This window comes from Streptomyces sp. CBMA123, from assembly GCF_014596465.1.
GTDB lineage: Bacteria > Actinomycetota > Actinomycetes > Streptomycetales > Streptomycetaceae > Kitasatospora.
This window is the reverse complement of the sequence record NZ_MECK01000088.1, coordinates 1-18,679: the sequence shown is the minus strand read 5'-3', so window position 1 is coordinate 18,679 and position 18,679 is coordinate 1. Positions and strand designations below refer to the sequence as shown.

The window sequence follows — 18,679 nt, the reverse complement described above, 5'->3', positions numbered from 1 at the left end:
AGTCGCTCGGCGGGCCAGACGGCGCGCAGCAGGCCGAGGGTGGCGGGCTGGAGCAGGGCGCCCGCCACGCCCTGGGCGACGCGCAGGGCGATGACCCAGCCGATGCCGGGGGCGAGGGCGATCCCGGCTGAGCTGGCGGCGAAGCCCGCCACGCCGAGGGCGAACAGGCGCCGGTGCCCGTACCGGTCGCCGAGCCGGCCGGCGAAGACCAGCAGGGCGGCGACGGTGACCAGGTAGCCGGTGCTGGTCCACTGGACGGCGGTGACGGAGGCGTGCAGGTCGCGTTGGAGGGTGGGCTGGGCGACGCTCAGCACCGTGCCGTCGAGGGCGACCAGGACGGCGCCGGTGATGCTGGCGGCGAGGGTGAGGCCCCGGCGGTGCCGGGTCACCGGGGGGCCGGGCCGAGGTGGGCGGCCAGGGTGGCCCGCAGCACCGGTTCGACGTCCTCGCCGCCGGTGACCAGTCGCAGGCTGCCCCAGGCGCGCAGCTGGGCGAGGCCGTGCAGGTTGGCCCACAGGGCGGCGGTGGCGGCGGCCGGGCCGTCGGGTGTCGGGCCGTCAGGCGCCGGACGGTCAGGTGTCGGGTCGTCGGGCGTCGGGTCGTCAGGCGTCGGGTTGTCAGGCGCCGGACGGTCGGACCGCGGGTGGACCTCGGCGACCAGGCCGGCGAAGGTCCGGAACAGCGGCAGGGTGGTGTGGCGCAGCTCGGCTCCGCTGCCCTCCAGCAGGTCGTGACGGAACATCAGCTCGAACATGCCGGGGTTGGCCGCCGCGAAGCCGAGGTAGGCGCGGGCGAGCGCCTCGATCCGGGTGCGGGCGTCGGCGCCGGTGGCGGCGGCGAGGGCGTCGGCCCCGGCGAGGGTGTCGGTGAGCCGGCCGAAGCCGTGTCGGGCGACGGCGGCGAGCAGTTCCCGGTGGGTGGGGAAGTAGCGGCGCGGCGCCCCGTGCGAGACCCCGGCGTGCCGGGCGATCTCGCGCAGGCCGAGCGCGTGCACGCCCTCGCGGCTCACCAGCTCGACGCCGGCGGCCACCAGCCGGGTGCGCAGGTCCTGGTCCTGTTCGGTCATGGACACTGTCTACCCGATCGTCGTAGACAGTGTCTACTCGCCATGGCGGTGACCCGCCGGGCGGAATTCGCGGACATGGACGAAGTCGGCGAGCCGACCTGCCGGCTGGGCGGGGTGTGCCAGGGCGGGGTGTGCCAGGGCGGGGTGTGCCAGGAGTGCGGACGGCTGCGGCAGCGGCCCGGCCCGGGGCCGGGCGAGAACGCGGCGCGGGCGGGGACGAGACCGGCGGGGGCGGGACGGGCGCCGACGGGGAGCCGGAGCAGTCCGGCCGGAGTCAGGGCGGAGCGCCGCCGACCCCGGCCGGGAGGTCCTGACCGCGCCCGCTACTGCGGCGGCTGGTCGCGGAACTGCTCCTTCAGCTTGTCCTGGGCCACGTCGGTCTGGCTGCTGTACTTGCCCTCGGTGCGTTCGTCGAAGGCGTCGCCGGCCTTGTCCACACCCTTCTCGGCCTGGTCCTCGTGCCCCTTCAGCATCTGCTTGAGCTTATCCAGCATGGACATGTGGTCACCCTCCTGGATGAGACGCCCCCGCCCCTCCAGGATCACCGCCCCCGGCGTCCCGCGCACTTCGCGGCCGCGCGGCGGCCTTGGCAAGGCGATCCCGCTCATGTCAAATCGTGAGTCCACGGACCGTCGAAAGGAGCCGCCTTGACGTCGCGTACCGCCCGTCCCGCTCACCCCGCCCGTCCCGCTCACCCCGCCCGTGCCCGCGCCCGCAACCGCGCGGGCGCCGCACTGGCCGTCGCCGCACTGGTCGCCCCGCTGTCACTGGTCGGCGCGGGCAGCGCCAGCGCCGGGCCGGACCCGGCGCGCCAGGGTGCCAGGCTGGCCGAGCGGCTGGTCGCGGCGAGCAGTGCCGAGGACGCCCGCCGCACCCTGACCGCGCTGCAACGGTTCGCCGACCGCAACGGCGGTACCAGGGCGGCGGGTTCGAAGGGCCACGACGAATCGGCGCGCTACGTCTACGAGCAGGCGCGGCGGGCCGGGCTGAAGGTGTCCCGGCAGGAGTTCGAGTACACCTTCTTCGAGGCCCGCGCCGAACGCCTGGACGTGCTGTCGCCCCAGGCCGAGTCGGTGCCGGTGCTCGCCATGACGTACTCGGTGAGCGGTCCGGAGGCGGGCCTGACTGCCGAGTTGGGCGTCGCCCCGGTCAGCGCCGGCACCGGCTGCACGGCCGCCGACTACCCGGCGGGCTCCGTCACCGGACGGATCGCGCTGATCCGGCGCGGCGGGTGCGGCTTCGCCGAGAAGCAGGCGGCCGCGGCGGCGGCCGGCGCCCTCGGGGCGCTGATCTACAACAACACCGACGGCGACCTCAACGGGACGCTCGGCGAGCCCACCGCGGGCAAGGTCCCGACCGGCGGGATCAGCAGGGCGGCCGGCGAGGCGCTGGCCGCGAAGGCCGCCGCCGGTCCGGTGCGGGTGGCCCTGGACATCCGGACCTTCATGGAGCCGCGCAGGACCTGGAACGTCATCGCCGAGACCCGCGGCGGCGATCCGGCGAACACCGTGATGATCGGCGCCCACCTGGACTCCGTCCCCGCCGGGCCGGGCATCAACGACAACGGGTCCGGCACGGCCGGCATCCTGGAGGTCGCGAAGAACCTGGGCGTCCGCCCGGTGGAGAACAAGGTCCGGTTCGCCTGGTGGTCCGCCGAGGAGTTCGGCCTCAAGGGCTCCGAGGCGTACGTGAAGTCGCTCTCCGAGGCGGACCGGAAGAAGATCCGCCTTTACCTCAACTTCGACATGATCGCATCCCCCAACTACGCGCAGTTCGTCTACAACGGCTCCGGCAGCGCGGGCGGCGACGCGGGCCCGGAGGGCTCGGCCCAGATCGAGCGGGACCTCACCGGCTACCTGGACGGCCGGGAGCTGCCGCACGACCCGTCCGCCTTCAACGGCCGCTCCGACTACGGTCCGTTCATCGACGCGGGCATCCCGGCGGGCGGCACCGACACCGGCGCCGAGGTGATCAAGTCCCCCGAGCAGCAGGCCCGTTACGGCGGCACGGCGGGCACCGCCTTCGACGCCTGCTACCACAAGGCCTGTGACGGCCTGGACAACATCGACATGGACGCCTTCGACGTCAACATCGACGTGATCGCCCATGCCGTCGGCACCTACGCCTGGGACCTCTCCTCACTGCAGCGGCCGGTGGCGACTGCGCAGTCGCCACAACAGCCGGCGCGGCGCCCGGCCGGTCACCCGGCCGCCGGAACGGGTATGAGCACCCCGGGCAGTGCCGGATCGGGCAGTGCCGGCACGGCCGGCGCCGAGGGCCACGAGGTCGCGGCCTGACGCCCGGGTGGGCCCGCTGCCGTCCTCGGGCGGCGGGCCCACCCGCCCGCCCCGCGCGTTCCGTCCATCGGAACCCTCCCTCCGCCATCGCCCCTGGTGGGGCCGGTGCGATCGACCGTAACGGACCCCGCTGACAATCCGGCCCGGGCCCTGTACGGTGCCGCGCGGAGCGCATCCGCCGAGACCCGGTGGGTGCGCCGGGTCCGGTCCTGACACCATGGGACCGAGATCACGACACCATGACACCCTCGGAGGAGTCAGCAACATGAGCACGCACTACGACGTCGTCGTCCTCGGCGCGGGCCCCGGCGGCTACACCGCCGCCGTCCGCTCGGCCCAGCTGGGGCTGAAGGTCGCGGTCATCGAGGCCAAGTACTGGGGCGGCGTCTGCCTCAACGTCGGTTGCATCCCCTCCAAGGCCCTGCTGCGCAACGCCGAGCTCGCCCACATCTTCACCAAGGAGGCCAAGACCTTCGGCATCAAGGTCGAGGGCCAGGTGACCTTCGACTTCGGCGAGGCGTTCCGCCGCAGCCGCTCGGTGGCCGACGGCCGGGTCAAGGGCGTCCACTACCTGATGAAGAAGAACGGCATCACCGAGTACGACGGCTGGGGCACCTTCGTCGACGACCACACCCTCCAGGTCGCGCTCAGCGGCGGCGGCTTCGACATGGTCACCTTCGACCACTGCGTCATCGCCGCCGGTGCCACCACCCGCCTGCTGCCCGGCACCAGCCTGAGCGAGCGCGTGGTGACCTACGAGGAGCAGATCCTCACCGAGCAGCTGCCGGAGAGCATCATCATCGCGGGCGCCGGCGCGATCGGTGTCGAGTTCGCGTACGTGCTGCACAACTACGGCGTGAAGGTCACCATCGTCGAGTTCCTGGACCGGGTGGTGCCGCTGGAGGACGTCGAGGTCTCCACCGAACTCGCCAAGCAGTACCGCAAGCTGGGCATCGAGGTGCTCACCTCCACCCGGGTCGAGTCGATCGACGACAGCGACCCGAACGCCAAGGTCCGCGTCACCGTCACCAAGGACGGCCAGCAGCAGGTGCTGGAGGCCGACAAGGTGCTCCAGGCGATCGGCTTCGCGCCGCGGGTCAACGGCTACGGCCTGGAGAACACCGGGGTCAAGCTCACCGACCGCAACGCCATCGCGGTGGACGGCCGGGGCCGCACCAGCGTCGACCACATCTTCGCGATCGGCGACGTCACCGCGAAGCTGATGCTCGCGCACGCCGCCGAGACGATGGCCGTGATCGCCGCCGAGACCATCGGCGGGGCGGAGACCATGGAGGTCGACTTCGCCATGATCCCGCGCGCCACCTACTGCCAGCCGCAGATCGCCTCCTTCGGCTACACCGAGGCCCAGGCCCGCGAGCTGGGCTACGACGTCAAGGTCGCCAAGTTCCCGTTCACCGCGAACGGCAAGGCGCACGGCCTCGGCCACCCGATCGGCTTCGTCAAGGTGATCTGCGACAACACCCACGGCGAGCTGCTCGGCGCCCACCTGATCGGCCCCGAGGTCACCGAGCTGCTGCCCGAGCTGACGCTGGCGCAGCAGTGGGACCTCACCGTCCACGAGGTCGCCCGCAACGTGCACGCCCACCCGACCCTGGGCGAGGCGGTCAAGGAGGCCATCCACGGCCTCGCCGGTCACATGATCAACATGTGACGATCCGCTGAGCCGGACGACGCGACCCCCGCCGGCGGGGGTCGCATCGTCGTTCCGGCGTCAGGCCCGGCCGGTGATCGGAGCGAGGGGGCCGTCGAAGCGCCGGTGGAGCACCCGGCGCCGGCCACCCGCCGGGCCGCCCTCGAACGTCCTCGCCGTGACCAACCCGCCCATCGCCCAGCCCTTTCGCCGCCTCCCGCCGCGTCCCCTCGGCGCGACCGGCGACCAGGATTCCGGCAGCCCCGGTGGGGCGGCCGGGCGGCCCCTTCGATCAGTGCAGCTGGGTGCGCAGCCAGCTCTTGACCTCCGGGGTGACCTCGTCGGTGATGTCGGCGAACTCCGGGTGCTTGATCAGGAACTTGGCCACGTACGGGCAGATCGGCACGATCCGCTTCCCGGCGGCCCGCACGTCCGTCAGTGCCTCCTGGACCAGCTGCCCGGCCAGGCCGCGTCCGGCGAAGGCGTCCTCGACCAGGGTGTGGTAGAAGACCCGCTGCCCGTCGTGGTCCAAGTACTCGGTGAATCCGGCGAGTTCGCCGTCGACCCGGATCTCGTAGCGGTGCGGGGCGTCCGCCCGCGCGACGACGGGGGTGCTGGGAGTGCTCATCGGGGAGGCCTTTCGTTCGCGGAGCCCGTGCGGGCTTTCGGTGCGGGGCCAGGGTAGTCGGCGGCCCTGCGCGATCGGCGGCGGGACGGGATCAGGGCAGCAGCAGGATGCGGCCCCGCTGGGAGCGCTCCTCCATGATCCGGTGGGCGGTGGCGGCCTCGGTGAGCGGGAGGCGCGCGTGGACGGTGGTCCGCAGCCGGCCGGCCGCGAAGTGCTCGACGGCTTCGTCGACGTCCCGCCGGGCGAGGTCGGGCCGGGCCGCGCGCCAGGCGTTCAGGGAGTAGCCGACGGCGGTGCGCAGTCCGAACAGCCGGGCCGCCGGCACGCTGCCCGGCTCGCCGTCGGCGGCGCCGTACAGTACGACCCGGCCGAGCGGGGCCGTCAGTTCGAGGCTGCGCTGGAGGACTTCGCCGCCGACCGAGTCCAGCACGACGTCCACGCCCCGCGGTGCGGCCGCCCGCACCTGCTCGGGCCAGTCGGGGGCGCGGTAGTCGACGGCGGCGTCCGCCCCGAGCGCGGTGACGAAGTCGAGCTTGTCGGGCGAACCGGCGGTGGCGATCACCGTGCCGGCGCCGAGCAGCTTCGCCAGCTGGACGGCCAGGTGGCCGATGCCGCCGGCCGCGGCGTGTACCAGGACGGTCTCGCCCGGAGCGAGCCGGCCGGCCCGCAGCACCCCCAGGGCCACCGGTGCGGCGAGCGGCAGCATGCTGGCGTCGCCGGGGTCGAGGCCGTCGGGCACCCGGGCGAGCCAGGCGGCGTCGGCGATCGAGTACTCGGCGAAGGCGTCCAGGGCCAGCGCGGCGACCCGCTGCCCGAGCAGGCCGCCGTCCACGTCGGGGCCGAGGGCCTCGACCGTCCCGACCACGTCGCCGGTCAGCACGCCCGGCAGCGGCCGGTGGAACACCGAGCCGGCCGGGGCCCCGCGCCGGAACCGGGTGTCCACGAAGTTCGCCCCGATCGCCTCGGCGCGCAGCAGGACCTGGCCGGGCCCCGGCTCCGGGATGTCGGCCTCCTCCGGTGTCAGGACTTCGGGGCCGCCGTACCGGTGGTAGCGGATGCGTCGCATGGTGCCCTCCCTCGACGGGCCGGTCCGCAATCAACTGGACCGGCGGTCAACTTCTCGCCGGGACCGTACTGGACCGATGGTCCAGTTGTCCACGGGTTACCGTACGGGGCACGCGTACGAGACGAACGGGGAAGGGGCAGCCCATGGCGGAAGGCCGACGCGAACGCGCCGACGCGGCCCGGAACCGGCGCGCGATCCTGCGCGCCACCGAGGAACTCCTGGCCGGCCACCGGCCCGAGCAGATCTCCATGGAGCAGGTCGCCGCCGCCGCCGGGGTGGGCAAGGGGACGGTCTTCCACCGCTTCGGCAACCGGATGGGCCTGATGCTCGCGCTGATGCAGGAGCGGGCCCTCGACCTGGACGAAGCCATCCACAGCGGGCCGCCGCCGCTCGGCCCGGGCGCCCCGCCCCGGGACCGGCTGCTCGCCTTCCTGGACGCCGTGGTCGCCGTGGTCGCCCGCAACAAGAGCCTGCTCGCCGCGCTCGGCCACGCCGTCACCACCACCCCGCAACCGCCCGACCAGGGCCCGCGCGGCGACCACCCGGTCTACCGGGCCTGGCACGGCCACCTCAGCGGGCTGATCGCCGAACAGCGCCCCGACCTGGATGCCGAACTGCTGGCCCACATCCTGCTCGGCACGGTGCACAGCGACCCGATCCTGCGGCTGCTGGAACAGGGCGAGGGGCAGCGGTTCGCCGACGCCCTGCGGGCGCTCGTCACCCCGCTGCTCGACGCGCCCACGGGCTGAGGCGGGCCGAATCGACCGGCGGGCCGGGCCGACCGGACGGGTCGAACCGGGCCGACCGGACGGGTCGAGCGACCGCGCGGGTCGAACCGACGGGCTGGGCCGAACGGGCCCGGGCCGAGGGGCACCCGCCCCCTCCGCCGCCTACCGTTGCCCCGACGACCCCGCCCGGCGGGGCGTCGGCGGAACGACCGGAGGAGCGGAGGGGCCGTTGCGGGTGCGTGCCACGAACGCGAACGGGCCGTCACAGCCGCCGTCGGGGCCGGGTGCCCAGCTGCCGGTGCTGATCCGCTACGGTCACCGGTCCTGGCTGATCCCCGCCCTGCTGCTGGTGGCGGTGGTGGTCGTGGACGCCCTCACGCCCGACTTCTTCGAGTCGCTCAGCTGGCTGACCCTGGTCCCGGTGGTGGCCGCCGGGCTGTGCGGTCCGGCGGTCACCGTGGCGTTCGCCGGTCTCGTGATCGTCGCCTACCCCGTGCTGGACAGGCTCTGGGACAAGTCCCACGGGATCGAGGACTTCCTGCTGGTGATCGCCGGCTGCGTCCTCGCGCTGCCGCTCAGCGTCTTCCGGGCCCGGGCCGCCGCCTACGTCCGCCATCTGCAGGGCGCCGCCGAGACCACCCGGCAGGTGGTGCTGCGCCCGGTGCCGCCCGGCTGGGGCGGGGTGGACTCGGCGGCCCGCTACCTGGCCGCGGACGTCGAGGCCCGGGTGGGCGGCGACTTCTACGACGTGGTGGCCAGCCCGTACGGCGCCCGGGTCATCCTGGGTGACGTCCAGGGGAAGGGACTGCCGGCCGTCTCCACGGCCGCCGCCCTGGTCGGCTGTTTCCGGGAGGCGGCCTTCCGGGAGGCGGACCTGGCGACCGTCGCCTCCCGGCTGGAGGAGCGGGTGCACCGGCAGAACCTGCTCTCCTCCCGGCTGGGCGAGGACGAGGAGCGGTTCGCCACCGCGGTCGTCGTCGGGTTCCCCGACGACGCGTCGGAACGGATCCAGCTGGTCAACTTCGGCCACGACTGCCCGTACGTGCTGGGCCCGGACGGCGTCCGGCAGCTGCCGCCGGGCAACGGCGCCCCGCTGGGCCTCGCCCCGCTGACCGGCCGGCTCCCGGAGGTCCAGCGGCTGCGGCTCGGCGCGGACGAGACCGTCCTGATCGTCACGGACGGGGTGACCGAGGCCCGGGACGGCCAGGGCGCCTTCTTCGACCTGCGCGCCCATCTGGAGAGCCTGGCCGGGCTGCCCGGGGCCGGGGAGCCCGAGCGCCTGGTGGGGGCGGTCGTCGTCGCCGTCCTCCGGTACACCGGCGGCCGTCTGACGGACGACACCGCGCTGCTCGCCGTCCGGAACGGCAGCGGCGCGGCCGCCGGCTGAGCGGGGGCCGCGCCGGTTGGTGGTCGCGGAGGTCGGTGGTCGCGGAGTGCGGTGGTCGCGGAGGGTGGGGCGGGTCAGGCCCGCAGCTGGGGCACGGCGAGCGCGGGGCGCGGGATCCGGCTGATCACCGAGCCGATCAGGGTGCCGATCGACACCCCGAACACCGCCGACACGGCGGCCAGCACCGACTGCGCCCCGTTGCCGACCTCGATCTGCGCGGTGTTCAGCAGCCCGAAGGAGCCGGGCACCACGATCCAGAACGCCGGGAGGTAGAGCACCTGCCAGAGCGGGCCGCCGGGCAGCCAGTGCACCACGGTGGCCGCGACGGCGGCGCTGACGGCGCCGGCCAGACCGCCTATCGCCGCGCCGTGCACCGAGCCGACCACCACCTGCGCGGTGACGCTGACCGCGATCACCACGACGATCCACGGAATGGCCGGGGGCGGGGTGTTGACGTTGACCACGACGCCGGCCACGGCGATCGCCAGCCCCACCCCGATCACCCACCAACTCGGCTTGGCCACCTGGACGTTGGCCAGCGCGCTGGCCGGCATGCCGATCGCGGTGGTGGCCGCCGCCACCCCGGCCAGGAACAGCGCCAGCTGCACCGCGCCGGACACCAGCCGGGCCGTCCCGGCGCTGGCGGCGCCCGCCGCGATCTCCGACAGCCCGGTGACCAGCAGCCCGCCCGGCAGCAGGATCGCCAAAGTGGCGACGATCGTGCGCAGCGGCCCGTCCAGCAGGCCGGCCCGGGTGAGCGACAGGACGAGCAGCGCCACCAGGAACCCGGCCGTGACGGGCAGCAGCGGGCGCAGCCGGGGGAGGCGCCGCGCCAGCACGGTCAGTCCCGCCACGATCACCGAACCGGCCCCGGCGGCCAGCACGTTCGCCGTCACCGGCTGGAGGAACAGGCAGACGCCCACCCCGACCGGCAGCGCGCCGAGGTCCGCGACCCAGGCGGGCCAGCGGGCCGGCGCCCGGCGGATCCGGTCCAGCTCGTCCAGCGCCCGGGGGCCGTCCAGCTCGCCGGAGCGCAGCCGGTGCACCAGGTGGAGGACGTCCGCGGTCTGCTCGAACCGCAGCGCGGCCCCGACCGGCTGGAACCGGCTGGCGTCCGCCGCGTCGAGGGCGACGAACAGGCCGTTGGTGAGCGCGGCGACCCGTACCTCGGGAGCCCCCGACGCCCGCCCGAGTGCGCGGAGTTCCTCTTCGACGTCATGGACGGGCAGGCCCCCGCCCAGCAGGGCGTCGCCCAGTTCGAGCAGTAGGCGGCGGAGCCGGTCGGCGGGGGCCTCGTTGCCCCGGACCGATGGAGACTTGCTAGACATGGCAGGTATCGTCCCATCCCGCCCGCTTGGGTCCGAATCTGCCCTGGTCTGATCACTTCCGGGACCGTGATGGGAGCCGCCCCGGGCCGCGCCGCTGCTCGACGACCCGGGGCGGGGCGCGTGGGGCGCTGGTCAGTTCACGTAGACCGCCGGTGCGCCGGCCTGGCCGGTGTCGGCGAGCGGGCCGTACCCGGCCGAGAAGTAGCCGTCGGCGGGGCAGAGGCCGGAGCCGCCGCTCTTGGCGAAGTGCTCGTTGGTGAAGGTCAGGCTCTGGCCGCCGTTGTCGGCGGTGCCGGTGAAGGCGCCGCTGAGCTGGTAGGTGCAGGTGATGGTGCCGAACCAGCTGTTCAGGACGGCGGTGGCCTGGATCGGGCCGGCGCTGCCGCCGGTGAGGGTGACGGGCAGCCCGGTGCCGTCGTCGACGGAGACGCCGTACGGGAGGGTGTCGACGGTCAGGCTCTGGACCGAGGTGACGCCGGTGACGTTGGCGGTGCAGGAGTCGAAGGTGAGCCCGGTCATCGACTCGGTCGCGGTGCCGGGGGCGGCCGGGTTGGTCAGCACGGTGGCGGACAGCTGGGAGCCGGCACAGGTGACACCGGTGGTGCTGGTGGCGGTCGAGTAGAAGGTGGCGGAGGTGTTGGCGGCGAGCGGCGCGGCGAGGGCGTCGCCCACCGCGACGGCGGCGCCGCCCGCGCTGCCGGTGGTGAGCACGGGGCCGGCGTCGGCCGGGGAGGCGGGGGTGGTGGCGGAGGCGGGGGCCGCCGCGGCCAGGGCGAGGGCGGCGAGGGCGGCCAGGGCGAGCGGTGCGGTGCGGCGGGGGAGTGCGCGCATGGGGAAGCCTCTTCCTCGGCGAGGGGCGGGAAGGCGAACTTTCGCTGCTCCCGGGAGGTGGGGGAACGGGGAGCTGACTCCGTTCTAGGACTGTGTCGGTTCGCCGTCAAGAAGCCGCGGCAGTGTTGTTGACGTTTCGTCAGCAAGGTCGCCGAGGGGATCCCGGGCCGTCCCGTGCCGGGTGCACATGCCCTTCGCCGAGCAGCGAGTGAACCGAGGAGCCGAGCGAGCCGAGGGGCCGAGCGAGCCGAGTGAGCCGACGGGGCCGGGGCAGCCGCGGGAAGCGACGCGGTGTCAGTGAAATGCCGGTGATCCGGCAGCGCGCTGACAGCGGCGGACGGAAGACTCCAAGCCGTCAGACCGGACGAGTCCTGTGATTCCCACGACCCACGCGATATCCGCGTGTCGTGTTGCTCCGACGAACCCTGTGACTCACCTGGCCCCTGTGACTCATCCGACCCCCTGCGACCGACGAGAGAGCCGCCCGTGCCCCGACCGCCTTCCACCGCCCCCCTCCGCGCCGCAGCCGCCACGGCCGCCGGCCTGCTGCTGGCCGCGCTCACCCCGGCCGCCGTCGCGGCCGCCGCGCCCGCCCCGCCGGTGCCGGCCCTGACCTGGACGAAGCCCTGCACCCCCGGCTTCCAGTGCGACACCGCCCAGGTGCCGCTGGACTACCGGGCCCCGCGCGGCCGGTCGATCGACCTGGCGCTCATCCGCCGCCCCGCCGACGACCAGGGTCACCGGGTCGGCACGCTGTTCTACAACCCGGGCGGACCGGGGATCCCCGGCACCGCGGCGCTGCCCGCCGCGGCCCCGCTGTTCCCCGAGGAGGTGCGCAAGCGCTTCGACATCGTCAGCTTCGACCCGCGCGGCGTCGGCGCCTCCACCACCCTGCGGTGCTTCCCCGACCCGGCCGGCGAACAGGCCCTGCTCGGCGGACTCCCCGCGGGCTACCCGGTCGGCGCCGAGCAGCAGTCGCGCTGGGCCGACACCTATGCCCGACTGGGCCGCCAGTGCGCCGAGAACGACCACACCGGCCTGCTCGCCCACCTGTCCACCGCAGACGTCGCCCGCGACCTCGACCTGCTGCGCCAGGCCGTCGGCGAGCGGCGGCTCAACTACCTCGGCACCTCCTACGGGACGTACCTGGGCGCCACCTACGCCAACCTCTTCCCCGGCCGGGTGCGCGCCATGGTCCTGGACAGCGCCGTCGACCCGGTCGCCTGGTCCACCGGCCGCACCCCGCAGGACCGCGCGCTGCCGCCCTTCCTGCGCACCGGCAGCGACCTCGGCTCGGCCGCCGTCCTGGACGACTTCCTCGACCGCTGCGGCGCCGCGTCCCCGACGGACTGCGCCTTCTCCGCGGGCAGCCCGGAGACGACCCGGACCAAGTACGCCGGGCTGATGGGCCGTCTGGAGCGCGGCCCGGTCACCGTCGGCACCGGGCCGCAGGCCGTCACCTACGACGAGGCGACCGCCGTCTCGGCCCTCGCCCCGCTGCTCTACTCGGCCCAGCCGATGCCGGCCTTCAAGAGCCCCGGCTGGGCGGCCCTGGGCCTGCAGCTGCAGAGCCTGTGGACCGCCGCCGACACCCCGGCCGCTCCGCTGCCCACCGGCGCGCCGTCGTACCAGACGCAGGTCCTCGGCGTGCTGTGCGCCGACACCGTCAACCCGCCCGCGGACGCCGACTACCCGGCCCTCGCCGACCTGGCCCGGGAGCGCTCCGGCGCCCTCGGCCCGTCCTGGGTGTGGCAGACCCAGCGCTGCGCCGCCTGGCCGGCCGAGGCCGCCCGGGACCGCTACGACGGGCCCTGGGACCGCTCCACCGCCGCGCCCGTCCTGGTCGTCGCCAACACCGGTGACCCGGCCTGGCCGTACCAGGGCTCCCGCGCGCTGGCCGACACCCTGGCCCGGGGCCGGCTGCTGACCGTCGACGGCGCCGGGCACACGGTGCTCGGCAACCCGAGCGGCTGCGCGGCCGGCTACGAGGAGCGCTACCTGGTGGACGGCGAACTGCCGCCGCGCGGCCGGGTCTGCGCGCCGGACCAGCCGCCGTTCCGGTAGCCGGTGCCGACGGGCCCGCGAGGGGGCACCCCCGCGCGGGCCCGGCGCTCGGCGGTCCAACCGGCGGTGCGGGGGCTTCCTTAGCGGAACGTAAGATCTGCGCGGCGCTCCTTGCCGCCGCCCCGCGGGCGGCGGCACGCTCTGGGACACCCACCCGCCGTACCAGCCCCCCGGAGCCGCCATGTCCCCGTCCGCCGCCGTCCCGTCAGAGTCGCAGCCACAGCCGCAGCCGCAGCCGCAGTCGCCCGGTGAGGAGCGCGCCCGGCGGCGGCTCGCCCTGGTCGGCGGGTCGCTGGGCAACCTGGTGGAGTGGTACGACTGGTTCGTCTACGCCAGCTTCGCCGTCTACTTCGCCGACGACTTCTTCCCCGGCAGCGACTCCACCGCGAAGCTGATGAACACCGCCGGCATCTTCGCGGTCGGTTTCCTGATGCGCCCGGTCGGCGGCTGGCTGCTCGGCCGGGCCGCCGACCGGCACGGCCGCAAGAGCGCCCTCACCCTGACCGTCACCATAATGTCCGCGGCCGCCGTGCTGATCGCGATCGCCCCGACCTACGGGCAGTCCGGCTACCTCGGCGCCGCCGTCCTGCTGCTCGCCCGGCTGCTCCAGGGCATGAGCATCGGCGGCGAGTACGCGGCCAGTGCCACCTACCTCACCGAGGCCTCCGCCCCGAACCGGCGCGGCCTCGGCTCCTCCTTCCAGTACGTGTCGATGACCTGCGGCCAACTCCTCGGCCTCGGCATCCTGATCGTCCTGCAGCACACCCTCAGCAACGCCCAACTGCACTCCTGGGGCTGGCGGGTGCCGTTCCTGCTGGGCGCCGTCTTCGCCGTCGTGGTGCTGTGGCTGCGCCGCCGGCTGCCGGAGACCGAGGCGTTCACCGCCGAGTCCGGCGGCCGGGAGCCGGCCGACGCCCGGGGCACCCTGCGCGCCCTGTGGGAACACCGGCGCCAGGCCGTGCTGGTGATGGCCCTCACCCTCGGCGGCACCGTCGCCTACTACACGTACACCACCTACCTGACCAAGTACCTGATCGGGAGCGCCGGGCTGGCCAAGAACACCGCCACCCTGGTCAGCTTCACCGCGCTCGCCGTCTTCGCCGCGATCCAGCCGCTGGCCGGCCTGCTCTCCGACCGGATCGGCCGCCGCCCGCTGCTGATCACCTTCGCGCTCGGCTGCACCGTCGGCACCTACCCGCTGATGACGGCGCTCGGCTCGGCCGGCGGCTACTGGTCCGCGCTCGGGCTCTCGCTCACCGCGCTGGTCATCGTCACCGGCTATACCTCGATCAACGCGGCCGTGAAGGCCGAGCTGTTCCCCACCCGCATCCGCGCCCTGGGCGTCGCGCTCCCGTACGCCCTCGCCAACGCGCTGTTCGGCGGCACCGCCGAGTACATCGCGCTCTGGTTCAAGAACGGCGGGCACGAGTCCGGCTTCTTCTGGTACGTCTCCGGCTGCGCGCTGGTCTCGCTGGTCGCCTATGTGCTGATGCCGGACACCCGGCACGCCGTCCTCAGCCCGGCGGAGGTCCCGGCGGAGGTCCCGGCGGCGCCCGCCGGGGCGAAGACCGTACGGTAGTCCCCTCACCGCTGGGGAGGGTTCCGTGCACATGCTGCTGGTCGAGGACGACGACCGGATGGCCCAGGCCCTCGCCACCGCGCTCACCCGGCGCGGCCACACCGTGCGCCGGGTGGTCCGCGCCGCCGAGGCGCTGCGGCACGCCCGGGAGGCCGAGTTCGTCCTGCTCGACCTCGGCCTGCCGGACCTGGACGGCCTGGACCTGCTGCGCAAGCTCCGTACCGTGTGCGACCTGCCGCTGATCGTGGTCACCGCGCGCAGCGAGGAGCGGGACGTCCTCCAGGGCCTGCGGGCCGGCGCCGACGACTACGTGGTCAAGCCGTTCCGGATGGCCGAACTGATCGCCCGGATCGACACCGTGCGCCGCCGCACCTCCTCCGCCCTCCCCTCCTCGGAACAGGCCGAAGGGGAGCGGCGGGTGCGCACCGGGGACGTCGCGATCGACCTCGCCGCCCGCACGGTGACCGTGGACGGCGCGGCCGTCCGGCTCACCCGGCGCGAGTTCGACGTGCTCGCCCTGCTCGCCGCCCAACCCGGCGACGTCCGCTCCCGCGAGGAGATCCTCGACCGGATCTGGGGCGACGCCTTCCTCGCCTCCTCGCGCTCGCTGGACGTGCACGTGGCCGGCATCCGGGCCAAGACCGGCCGGGCCGCACTGGTGCGCACCATCCGCGGCTACGGCTACCAACTCGGCACCCTGGACGGCGCATGAGGCGCCGGCTGCTGGCCGTGCTCACCGCACTCATCGGCACCGCCGTGCTGCTGCTCGCCCTGCCGCTCGCCGACTCCTACGCCCGCGGCCGCACCGAACACCTGCTGTTGCAGCGCCGGGCCGACGCCGTGCGCTTCGCCGAACTCGCCGACCGGATCCGCACCGACGCCGACCGCCGGGAACTCGACGCCGAACTCACCCGCTACACCCAGCTCTACGGCGCCGGCGTGACGGTGGTCGACACCGCCGGACACACCGTCGGCCGGGCCGGGCCCGCCCCGGGCGGCGCGCCCGCGCGGCAGGCCCAGGACCGCGCCCTCACCGGCCGCTCCACCGAGTCGCTGCCCACCGTCCGCCCTTGGGGGCCCGGCACCGTGGTGCTGGCCGAGCCGGTCGGCCAGGACGAACGGGTCGGCGGCGCCGTACTGTTGACCGTTCCCACCGGCGCCGCGCGCCATGACGTGCTGGTCCGCTGGGCACTGATCGCGGCCGGCGCCGTCACCGCCTTCGGTGCCGCCGCCCTGGTCGCGGCCGGGATCGCCCGCTGGCTGCTGCGGCCCGTCCATGAACTCGACCGCGCGGTGGCCACCGTGGCGGGCGGACGCTTCGAGCCGCGGGTCGCCGCCGACACCGGTCCGCCCGAACTGCGCCGGCTGCGACGGCACTTCGACGGCATGGCGCAGGCCGTCGCCGAATCCCTGCGCCGCCAGCGGGACTTCGTCGCCGACGCCTCGCACCAGCTGCGCAACCCGCTGGCCACCCTGGTGCTGCAACTGGAGAACGCCGAACCGCACGTCGGGCCGGGCCCCGGGCGGCAGGCGCACGCGCTGGCCCTGGACGAGGCGGACCGGCTCGGCGAACTGCTCGACGGCCTGCTCGCCCTGGCCCGGCTGGAGGCGGCCGCCGCACCGGTCGAGGAGCACGACGTCTCGGCGGCGGTGGCCGAGCGGGTGGCCGCCTGGGCACCGGTGTTCGAGGCGGGCGGACTCGAGTTGACGGCCCAGGTGACGTCGGGGCTGCGGGCCCACACCCTGCCCGACGCGGCCGGGCGGATCCTGGACGCGCTGCTGGACAACGCCGGCAAGTTCGTGCCGCCGGGGGAGCGCGTCCGGGTGACGGCCTCGGCCGGCCCGGACGGCGGCGCGGTGGTCCGGGTCCGGGACACCGGCCGGGGCGTTCCGGCCACTCAACTCCCGCTCCTGTTGCGGCGGTTCGCCCGATCGCCGGAGCACCAGAACCTCCCCGGCACCGGCCTCGGCCTGGCCATCGCGGACGAACTCGCCCGGGCCGGCGGCGGAACGCTGACCGTCGCCCCGACCCTGCCGCACGGACTGACCGTCGAGTTCCGGCTGCCCGCGCCCTGAGCCGCCCGACGCGCAGTCAGCGGTACCAGCCGCGGATGGCGGTGGCGGTTTCCCGGACGTCGGCCCGCCCCTCGCGGATCCGGGCGGCGAGTTCGGCGGCGGCCGTCGGCCCGGCGGTGACGACGACGCCGGAGGCGCTGAGATAGGCGGCGGCGACCACGGCCGCGAAGTGCTCGTTGCCGGACTCCAGCGCCGGAACGCGGATCAGCTGGTGCATCAGCGCGGCTGCGCGCTGGTGCGGGCCCTCGTACACCGGCACGTCCATGACCTCGTCGACGTGGCGCGCGACGGCGGCGGTGAGGGTGCCGTAGTCCGTGATGTCCGGGTCGGTGGGCAGGAAGCGGTGGGCGATGTCCAGCAGCCAGGCCCGGTCGATGCGCAGGATCACGCCCGGTCCAGCGGGCGTTCGCGCCACCGGCGGGCGGGTGCCGTCGGTGCCTGCCGTTCGGGTGCCTCGGGGAGCTGGAACCGGTCGTCCAGCCGGACGTTCAACCGCATGCCCCGCAGCGTAGCGAGGCGTACCGGCTGCTACCAAACGGCGCCCGACGACGTCTCCGGAGGCGGGCCGGCCCGGACTCACTCGTGGGCGCTGATCTCCCCGCCGGCGCCGAGCACGATGTACCCGCCGTTGGCGTCCAGCCCGTCGTCGTGCTGGTCGGACTCCATGGTGCCCATCACCGCGTTGTCGCTGCCGATGGTGTCGGCGCGGTAGTGCAGCTCACCGACCTTGGTGACCTTGGCCGTCCAGCCGCCGGCGAGCTTGAAGGTGCCCGGCCCCTGGTGCCCGCCGCCCATCCAGGCGTGCACGGTGCCCGACGCCCCTGAATGTCCGGGAGTGGACGTGCGGTGCCTGTGGGGCCGTCCTTGACCGGGACATCAACGCGGCGGTCAACGTCGCCACGGCGGCCGGACTGGCCGTGTCAGCCTGTGGAGCGCGGGTAAGACCGGGACTCGTCCCGGCACAGCGCGAAGAAGCCGGAACCCACCGAGACGGTCGGCCGACCGTGGTAGGAATCCCCGGCCTTCAGGCCGGGGAGCGGAAGTCAACCGTACACCGAGCGGTAGTACGCCGCCGCCCCCGGGTGCAGCGGAACGGCCCCGGTGGAGACGGCGAACCGGGGCTCCAGCCGGGCCCCGGCCGTCACCGACCGCAGCAGGGTGGCCCATTGGTCGAAGAGGATGCCGAGCAGCCGGCGGACGGCGTCCTCGGGCACGCCCGGACGGGCCGTCAGGTAGTTGCCCACCCCGAGGGTGGCGACCGGATCCGCCAGGCCGTACGCGCCGGCGGGCAGGGTGACGGCCGTGTACACCGGGCCGTAGCGCTCCCGCAGCAGCGCGGCGACGGCGTCCAACGGGACGAACCGCAACGGCAGTTCGCGGGCGAGCGCGGACACCGCGGGCGTCGGCACGCCGCCGGACCAGAACACCGCGTCCAGTGCGCCGGCCCGCAGCGCGGCCAGTGACTCGGCCAGCCCGAGGGAGCGCTGCTCCAACGGCGCCCGGTCGCCGGTGAGGCCCGCCCGGCGCAGCAGCCGCCCGGCCGTCACCTGGTTCCCGGAGCCCACCGCGCCGGTGGCCACCCGGTGCCCCGCCAGGTCGGCGAGTTCGCGCACCGGCCCGTCGGCGGGGGCGAGCAGGTGCAGGTAGTTGACGTACACCCGGGCCAGTGCGGTCAGTTCGAGCGGGTGGTCGAAGGTGTCGCGCCCGAGCACCGCGTCCTCGGCGACGTCGGCGGTGGTCAGCGCGAGGTCCGCCGAGCCGTCGGCGAGCTGCTGGAGGTTGTCGACGCTGGCCGCGCTGCTCACCGGAGTGAGGGTGAGCCGCCCGCTCGCGGTCACGGCCTCGGTGAAGGAGCGCCCGAAGGCGTTGTACGGCCCGCCCTCGGGCCCGGTGGCCAGCCGCAGCGAGCGGGTCGGTGCCCCGGCGGCGGAGCAGCCCGCGGCGAGGGCCGCCGCCAGGGCGGCGCCCAGCACGGTGC

General features: G+C 74.7%; 17 protein-coding genes and 1 pseudogene. 8 read left to right on the top strand and 10 right to left on the bottom strand.

The features are described from left to right. The 3 genes from BG452_RS12895 to BG452_RS12885 form a co-directional block, all read right to left on the bottom strand. A partial coding sequence (locus BG452_RS12895) for an MFS transporter (protein WP_188304403.1) occupies positions 1-389 on the bottom strand: 389 nt, incomplete at its 3' end. Next, entirely contained in the window at positions 386-1,066 is a 681-nt protein-coding gene (locus tag BG452_RS12890) for a TetR/AcrR family transcriptional regulator (RefSeq protein WP_188304400.1), read from the bottom strand. The genes BG452_RS12895 and BG452_RS12890, both read right to left, overlap by 4 nt. Before the next feature lie 323 nt (positions 1,067-1,389). Next, positions 1,390-1,566 carry an antitoxin gene (locus BG452_RS12885; protein WP_188304399.1) on the bottom strand — a complete coding sequence of 59 codons (177 nt, stop codon included), beginning with the start codon at positions 1,564-1,566 and terminating at the stop codon, positions 1,390-1,392. A gap of 234 nt (positions 1,567-1,800) precedes the next feature. Between BG452_RS12885 and BG452_RS12880 the strand changes: the two genes are divergently transcribed. Both BG452_RS12880 and lpdA read left to right on the top strand, forming a co-directional pair. Further along, positions 1,801-3,363, top strand: a complete 1,563-nt coding sequence (locus tag BG452_RS12880; protein WP_188304402.1) for a M28 family metallopeptidase — start codon at positions 1,801-1,803, stop codon at positions 3,361-3,363. A 265-nt stretch (positions 3,364-3,628) separates the two neighbouring features. Next, on the top strand, positions 3,629-5,035 hold the full coding sequence (gene lpdA / locus BG452_RS12875; protein WP_188304398.1) for a dihydrolipoyl dehydrogenase: 1,407 nt from the start codon (positions 3,629-3,631) through the stop codon (positions 5,033-5,035). Positions 5,036-5,306: 271 nt separating this feature from the next. Here the strand turns inward: lpdA and BG452_RS12870 are convergent, their stop codons facing one another. Both BG452_RS12870 and BG452_RS12865 read right to left on the bottom strand, forming a co-directional pair. After that, positions 5,307-5,642 (bottom strand): GNAT family N-acetyltransferase, encoded by a 336-nt coding sequence (locus BG452_RS12870; protein WP_188304397.1) that lies wholly within the window; start codon positions 5,640-5,642, stop codon positions 5,307-5,309. Positions 5,643-5,733: 91 nt separating this feature from the next. After that, on the bottom strand, positions 5,734-6,708 hold the full coding sequence (locus BG452_RS12865; protein WP_188304396.1) for a zinc-binding alcohol dehydrogenase family protein: 975 nt from the start codon (positions 6,706-6,708) through the stop codon (positions 5,734-5,736). Between the two features lie 143 nt (positions 6,709-6,851). Between BG452_RS12865 and BG452_RS47030 the strand changes: the two genes are divergently transcribed. After that, a complete protein-coding gene (locus tag BG452_RS47030; RefSeq protein WP_188304395.1) occupies positions 6,852-7,457 on the top strand; it encodes a TetR/AcrR family transcriptional regulator in 606 nt (201 codons plus the stop codon). 214 nt (positions 7,458-7,671) lie between these two features. Beyond that, complete coding sequence (locus BG452_RS12855) at positions 7,672-8,823, top strand: PP2C family protein-serine/threonine phosphatase (RefSeq protein ID WP_188304394.1); 1,152 nt, start codon at positions 7,672-7,674, stop codon at positions 8,821-8,823. Positions 8,824-8,897: 74 nt separating this feature from the next. On the opposite strand, the gene BG452_RS12850 is transcribed toward BG452_RS12855, so the two are convergent. Both BG452_RS12850 and BG452_RS12845 read right to left on the bottom strand, forming a co-directional pair. Continuing rightward, on the bottom strand, positions 8,898-10,151 hold the full coding sequence (locus BG452_RS12850; RefSeq protein ID WP_188304393.1) for a threonine/serine exporter family protein: 1,254 nt from the start codon (positions 10,149-10,151) through the stop codon (positions 8,898-8,900). A 132-nt stretch (positions 10,152-10,283) separates the two neighbouring features. Then, on the bottom strand, positions 10,284-10,982 hold the full coding sequence (locus tag BG452_RS12845) for a Tat pathway signal sequence domain protein (RefSeq protein ID WP_188304392.1): 699 nt from the start codon (positions 10,980-10,982) through the stop codon (positions 10,284-10,286). Between the two features lie 486 nt (positions 10,983-11,468). Between BG452_RS12845 and BG452_RS12840 the strand changes: the two genes are divergently transcribed. From BG452_RS12840 to BG452_RS12825, 4 genes are all read left to right on the top strand, one after another. Next, the gene (locus BG452_RS12840) at positions 11,469-13,046 is read left to right on the top strand and encodes an alpha/beta hydrolase (RefSeq protein WP_188304391.1); all 1,578 of its coding nucleotides are present in this window, start codon (positions 11,469-11,471) and stop codon (positions 13,044-13,046) included. 181 nt (positions 13,047-13,227) lie between these two features. Next, entirely contained in the window at positions 13,228-14,625 is a 1,398-nt protein-coding gene (locus BG452_RS12835) for an MFS transporter (RefSeq protein WP_188304390.1), read from the top strand. Between the two features lie 25 nt (positions 14,626-14,650). Then, positions 14,651-15,337 (top strand): response regulator transcription factor, encoded by a 687-nt coding sequence (locus BG452_RS12830; protein ID WP_188304389.1) that lies wholly within the window; start codon positions 14,651-14,653, stop codon positions 15,335-15,337. Then, on the top strand, positions 15,334-16,701 hold the full coding sequence (locus BG452_RS12825) for a sensor histidine kinase (RefSeq protein ID WP_188304388.1): 1,368 nt from the start codon (positions 15,334-15,336) through the stop codon (positions 16,699-16,701). The genes BG452_RS12830 and BG452_RS12825 overlap by 4 nt, the downstream gene beginning before the upstream one ends. Before the next feature lie 16 nt (positions 16,702-16,717). Here the strand turns inward: BG452_RS12825 and BG452_RS12820 are convergent, their stop codons facing one another. From BG452_RS12820 to BG452_RS12805, 3 genes and pseudogenes are all read right to left on the bottom strand, one after another. Next, a complete protein-coding gene (locus tag BG452_RS12820) occupies positions 16,718-17,089 on the bottom strand; it encodes a fic family toxin-antitoxin system, toxin component (RefSeq protein WP_188304387.1) in 372 nt (123 codons plus the stop codon). Positions 17,090-17,277: 188 nt separating this feature from the next. Continuing rightward, positions 17,278-17,514: pseudogene (locus BG452_RS12815) on the bottom strand (hypothetical protein); the annotation flags it as partial. Between the two features lie 230 nt (positions 17,515-17,744). Then, positions 17,745-18,679 (bottom strand): TAXI family TRAP transporter solute-binding subunit (locus BG452_RS12805; protein ID WP_317621012.1); only part of this gene is annotated, 935 nt, incomplete at its 5' end.